This is a genomic window from Streptomyces sp. ICN903, from assembly GCF_022015835.1.
Taxonomy (GTDB): Bacteria; Actinomycetota; Actinomycetes; order Streptomycetales; family Streptomycetaceae; genus Streptomyces; species Streptomyces fenghuangensis.
The window spans coordinates 1-5405 of sequence record NZ_JAKMAY010000349.1 but is presented as its reverse complement, the minus strand read 5'-3'; the positions used below and the strand labels follow the sequence as shown (position 1 = coordinate 5405).

General features: G+C 73.5%; 7 protein-coding genes. 4 read left to right on the top strand and 3 right to left on the bottom strand.

What is annotated here, in order from left to right; all coding sequences use genetic code 11:
- The first annotated feature begins 74 nt into the window (after positions 1 to 74).
- The gene (locus tag L7D48_RS25250) at positions 75 to 1325 is read left to right on the top strand and encodes an RICIN domain-containing protein (protein ID WP_374493708.1); all 1251 of its coding nucleotides are present in this window, start codon (positions 75 to 77) and stop codon (positions 1323 to 1325) included.
- A gap of 107 nt (positions 1326 to 1432) precedes the next feature.
- A complete protein-coding gene (locus L7D48_RS25245; protein WP_237882830.1) occupies positions 1433 to 1693 on the top strand; it encodes a hypothetical protein in 261 nt (86 codons plus the stop codon).
- Positions 1694 to 1744: 51 nt separating this feature from the next.
- Here L7D48_RS25245 and L7D48_RS25240 read toward each other — a convergent pair whose 3' ends face one another.
- Positions 1745 to 2104, bottom strand: a complete 360-nt coding sequence (locus L7D48_RS25240; RefSeq protein ID WP_237882828.1) for a GNAT family N-acetyltransferase — start codon at positions 2102 to 2104, stop codon at positions 1745 to 1747.
- A 160-nt stretch (positions 2105 to 2264) separates the two neighbouring features.
- Positions 2265 to 2480, bottom strand: coding sequence for a dodecin (locus L7D48_RS25235; protein ID WP_237882826.1), 216 nt, complete (start codon positions 2478 to 2480; stop codon positions 2265 to 2267).
- A gap of 221 nt (positions 2481 to 2701) precedes the next feature.
- On the opposite strand from L7D48_RS25235, the gene L7D48_RS25230 reads away from it, so the two are divergent.
- Both L7D48_RS25230 and L7D48_RS25225 read left to right on the top strand, forming a co-directional pair.
- Positions 2702 to 4198 (top strand): glycine hydroxymethyltransferase, encoded by a 1497-nt coding sequence (locus L7D48_RS25230; protein WP_237882824.1) that lies wholly within the window; start codon positions 2702 to 2704, stop codon positions 4196 to 4198.
- Between the two features lie 71 nt (positions 4199 to 4269).
- Complete coding sequence (locus L7D48_RS25225; RefSeq protein WP_237882822.1) at positions 4270 to 4965, top strand: DUF1707 domain-containing protein; 696 nt, start codon at positions 4270 to 4272, stop codon at positions 4963 to 4965.
- A gap of 26 nt (positions 4966 to 4991) precedes the next feature.
- Here the strand turns inward: L7D48_RS25225 and L7D48_RS25220 are convergent.
- On the bottom strand, positions 4992 to 5405 hold a 414-nt coding region (locus L7D48_RS25220), incomplete at its 5' end, for a CoA transferase (RefSeq protein ID WP_237882820.1).

Here is a 5405-nt window from a genome sequence, read left to right as displayed (position 1 = left end):
CTCATGCCCCCCACGACCCTCCCCGCGGCGAGAAGCCCCGGCGCCGCCGCTCCCGCCGCCGGGCATCGGCGGCGGTGCTGCTGACACTGGCCGCGACCCTGGCGATCACCGGCACCGCGGCCGCCGGCCCTGCGGGCGAGACCGCACAGAAGGCCGTCCAGGAGGCCGAAGCGGCCCCGGCGGCCGTGCTGTTCGAGGAGAACTTCGACGGGCCCGCCGGATCGGCGGTCGACAGCCGCAGATGGCAGCTGGAGACCGGTGACAACAGCGGAAACAACCACGAGCGGCAGTACTACACCCCGGGCAACGCCAACGCCGCGCTCGACGGCAACGGCAACCTGGTCATCACCGCCCGCAAGGAGAACCCGGGCAGCTACCAGTGCTGGTACGGCCGTTGCGAGTACACCTCGGCCCGGATGAACACCGCCGGGAAGTTCACCACCACCTACGGCCACATCGAGGCCCGGATGAAGCTCCCGCGCGGCCAGGGCATGTGGCCGGCGTTCTGGATGCTCGGCCACGACATCGGCAGCGTCGGATGGCCCAACAGCGGCGAGATCGACATCATGGAGAACGTCGGATACGAACCCGGCACCGTGCACGGCACCCTGCACGGCCCCGGCTACTCCGGCGGTGAGGGCATCGGCGCCGGCTACACCCTCCCCGGCGGCCGGGCGTTCGCCGACGACTTCCACACCTTCGCCGTCGACTGGTCCCCGAACTCCATCACCTGGTCGGTCGACGGCCAGGTCTACCAGCGCCGCACCCCGGCCGACCTGGGCGGCGACCGGTGGGTGTTCGACAAGCCGTTCTTCCTGATCCTCAACCTCGCGGTGGGCGGCGACTGGCCGGGCCTGCCGGACTCGAGCACCGTCTTCCCGCAGAAACTCGTCGTCGACTACGTCCGCGTCACCAGCGGCGGCGACAGCGGCGGTGGCGGCGGGCGCACCGGCACCATCACCGGTCTGGCGGGCAAGTGCCTGGACGTGGCCTGGGCGGACACCGCCAACGGCACCCCGGTGCAGATCCACGACTGCAACGGCAACGCCGCCCAGCAGTGGACCGTCGGAACGGACGGCACCATACGGGCGCTCGGCAAGTGCCTGGACGTCTCCGGCGCGGGCACGGCCGACGGCACCCCCGTCCAGATCTGGGACTGCAACGGCACGGCCGCCCAGCAGTGGGTCGTCACCGGGGCCCGGGACATCGTCAACCCGAACGCCGACAAGTGCCTGGACGTGAGGGACAACAACTCCGCCAACGGCACGAAGACGCAGATCTGGACCTGCTCGGGCAATGCCAACCAGAAGTGGAACACGCCCTGACCCAGCCACCCCCTGCCCTGCCCGGACCGTCCCCTTCGGGGCCGGTCCGGGCAGGGCAGGGGCGTAGGGTGTGGACCTCCTGTGCGGGCAGAGGGGGCGGAGGGGCCGTGTACCACAGCAGGGACTACATCAGGTACTGGGACATCGACTTCCAGGAGCTCCCGCCGGCGGCGGCCGGCGCCTTCGGCGTGTTCGGGCTGCTGCTCATGGCGTTCCTTTTCTGGGGCCTGCTGAAGACGCGCCACACCAGGCCCCGGGATCCCGAGGCGCGGGAGCGGGCCAGGGCGCGCGCCGAGAGCCGGCGGCGCCAGGCCGAACTGCGCAAGCGGCGGCTGGCGCTGCAGAGGAAGAAGGCCGGCAGGCGGTAGGAGCACGGGCCCCGGACACGGGCCCGGGCCGGCGCGACGCGCCCGGACGGGCTATCCGCCGACCCGTCCCGCACCGCCGGAACCGGAGCCGGGGCCGCCCTCCCCGGCCTCCTCCACGACGAGGTCCCGGTACTCGGGGTGCATGACGATCCACTGCTCGACGAAGGAGCAGGCAGGCCGGACCCGCAGGCCGCGCCGCCGCGCGTCGTCCAGCGCGGTGCGCACCAGTCGGTCGCCGATGCCCCGGCCCAGGAAGGGCCGGGACACCACCACCCGCGGATAGGTCACCAGATCGTCATCGCGCACGTAGTCGGTGAAGCCGGTGAGGGTCGAGCCGATCCTGGCCTCGAACCGGCCGTGGGCCGGGGAGTCGGTGATCGTGACCTGGCTGTTGGTGGCTGCCGTGGGCATGCTGCGTTCCTCCGGGAACGGCCGTATCGCCCGGAAGGCGATAGGGGACATCCTTCCGGGCGTCCGAGTGCCACACGACGGCGTTCCTATCCCTCCCGCCCCGGCAGGACGGGTGAACCGGGCGCAAGGGGCACCCCGGCGGACGTGCGCCGGGGCGGTCCTACTCCTCGCCGTCCAGGCGGAACCCGATCTTCAGCCCCACCTGGTAGTGCTCCACCTGGCCCTCCGAGATGTTGCCGCGGACCTGCGTCACCTCGAACCAGTCCAGGTGCCGCAGCGTCTCCGAGGCCCGCGCGAGCCCGTTGCGGATCGCCTGGTCGACGCCCTCGTGCGAGGTGCCGACGATCTCGGTCACCCGGTAGACGTGGTCGGTCATGGTGCCTCCTGCGAAGGGTGGGGCGATCGGTTCTCTTCTCCACCGTGCCCCAGGGCGGGGCCGTCCGCGAGTGCTAGGCTCCGGGCGGGCCGTGACTGGCGCGTAGGGATGGGATCGACCATCGGGGAGCGGCCCGCGCACCGGGCGCATGAGCCCGCCGCGCCGAAGAGCCGCGCGCCTGGGCCGCCCGCACCGTCTTCGAGGACGTCAAGGAGGGGCCCATGGCCACCGCACCCGACCCGCGCACCCCCCGGGACACGGCGAGCACCGCCGACACCGCCGCCGCAGCATCGACCGCGTCGACCGCCTTCAACAGCGCCCTGGACGTGATCCGCGCCGTCGAGCCGCGCGTCGCCGACGCCATCGGCGCCGAGATCACCGACCAGCGCGCCTCCCTCAAGCTGATCGCCAGCGAGAACTACGCCTCCCCGGCCGTGCTGCTGGCCATGGGCAACTGGCTCAGCGACAAGTACGCCGAGGGCACCGTCGGCCGCCGCTTCTACGCCGGATGCCGCAACGTCGACACCGTCGAGGCGCTGGCCGCCGAGCACGCCCGCGAACTGTTCGGCGCCGACCACGCCTATGTCCAGCCGCACTCGGGCATCGACGCCAACCTCGTCGCCTTCTGGTCCGTCCTGGCCCAGCGCGTGGAGAGCCCCGCCCTGGAGCGCGCCGGGGCCCGGCACGTCAACGACCTGACCGAGCAGGACTGGGCGCAGCTGCGGCGCGCGCTGGGCGACCAGCGGATGCTGGGCATGTCCCTGGACGCGGGCGGCCACCTCACCCACGGCTTCCGGCCCAACATCTCCGGCAAGATGTTCGCCCAGCGCAGCTACGGCACCGACCCGGCCACCGGCCTGCTGGACTACGACGCGGTGCGCGCCGCCGCCCGCGAGTTCCGCCCCCTCATCCTGATCGCCGGCTACTCCGCCTACCCGCGGAAGGTGAACTTCCGGATCATGCGGGAGATCGCCGACGAGGTCGGCGCCACTCTGATGGTCGACATGGCCCACTTCGCCGGACTGGTCGCCGGCAAGGTCTTCACCGGCGACTTCGACCCCGTACCGCACGCCAACATCGTCACCACCACCACCCACAAGTCCCTGCGCGGCCCGCGCGGCGGCATGGTGCTGTGCGACGAGGCGCTGGCCGAGCACGTGGACCGCGGCTGCCCCATGGTGCTGGGCGGCCCGCTGCCCCACGTCATGGCCGCCAAGGCCGTGGCGCTGGCCGAGGCCCGGCAGCCGTCCTTCCGCACCTACGCCCGGCAGGTGGTGGACAACGCCGCCGCCCTCGCCGAGGGCCTGATGCGCCGAGGCGCACGACTGGTCACCGGCGGCACCGACAACCACCTGGCCCTGGTGGACGTCACCGGCTACGGCCTCACCGGCCGCCAGGCCGAGGACGCGCTGCTGGACGCCGGCATCGTCACCAACCGCAACGCCGTGCCGCGCGACCCCAACGGCGCCTGGTACACCTCCGGCATCCGCATCGGCACCCCGGCCCTGACCACGCGCGGCCTGGGAACGGCCGAGATGGACGAGGTCGCCGACCTGATCCACACCACCCTCACCGCCGCCGAACCGGGCACCACCGCGGCCGGTGCCCCCTCCAGGGCCCGGTACCTGCTGGAGCCCAAGATCGCCGAGTCCGTTGCCGACCGCGCCGCCGACCTGCTGTCCGGACACCCGCTCTACCCCGGCATCGACCTGGCCTGAGGACCTGCGGACCGGTCGGGCCCGACCTGCCCGGGCCCGACCTGCCCGGGCCCGGCCGGTAGCCTGCCGCCATGACCGAAGACCTGCCCGAGATGAGGGCCTCCGACGCCGACCGGGAACGCGTGGCCGAGGTGCTGCGCGAGGCGGTGGCCGAGGGGCGCCTCGACATGGAGGAGTTCCAGGAGCGACTGGACTCCGCCTACGCCGCGCGCACCCAGGGCGAGCTGGCCCCCCTGGTCAGGGACCTGCCCCAGGCCACCGCACCGGCCACGACGGCCGAGCCCGCCCGCGCCGGCCGCGGCTGGGCCGGCCGCTTCGGCGGCAGCGCCACATCCCGCAGCGGAGTGGCCGTCATGGGCGGCTTCGTGCGCAAGGGCCCATGGACCGCTCCCCGTCGCTTCACCGGCTTCGCCTTCTGGGGCGGCGGGGAGATCGACCTGCGCGAGGCGTACTTCGAGGACCGCGAGGTGGAGATCCGCTGCTTCGCGATCATGGGCGGCATCAACGTGATCGTCCCGGACGAGGCCGAGGTCGACGTACGCGGCATCGGCGTCATGGGCGGCTTCGACCACAGCGCCGCGGGCCGGGGCGAGCCGGGCGCACCGCGCGTGGTGGTCAGCGGCTTCGCCTTCTGGGGCGGCGTCGGAGTCGAGCGCAAGCGCAGGCGCCAGGAGCGCCGGGAGCGCAAGCGCCTGGAGGGCGGCCACGGGCACGGTCACACGCACGGGCACGGGCACGACCGCAGGCGTGACGACCGGGACGACTGACCCGACGCCCCGTCACACCCGCGCCCTCACACCCACACCGGCGCGTCCGCACCCGGCCGCCCCGGCGGCCGGGACCAGCCCTCCGGCCCGCCGTCGTAGGCCACGGGGGAGACGGCGTGGCGCAGCCGGCCCAGCGGGCTGTCCGTCTCGTCGAGCCAGTCGGCCGGATCGTACGGCTCCCGCACCTCCTCCGGTTCCTGAGGCTCCTTCGCCCCTTCCAACCCGTGCTGCAGCCAGTGCGCCGTCCGCGCCAGCGCGAGCCGCACGCGCCGCGAACCCCCGCCGCCGCGCTGCTCGGTGAGCGAACGCAGCACGGCGGCGGCCAGCAGATAGCCCGTGCCGTGGTCCAGGGCCTGCGCCGGCAGCACCCCCGGCCCGCCGTCCGGCCCGCCCTCGGTCACGGCGATGCCGCTCGCCGCCTGCACCAGGCTGTCGAACCC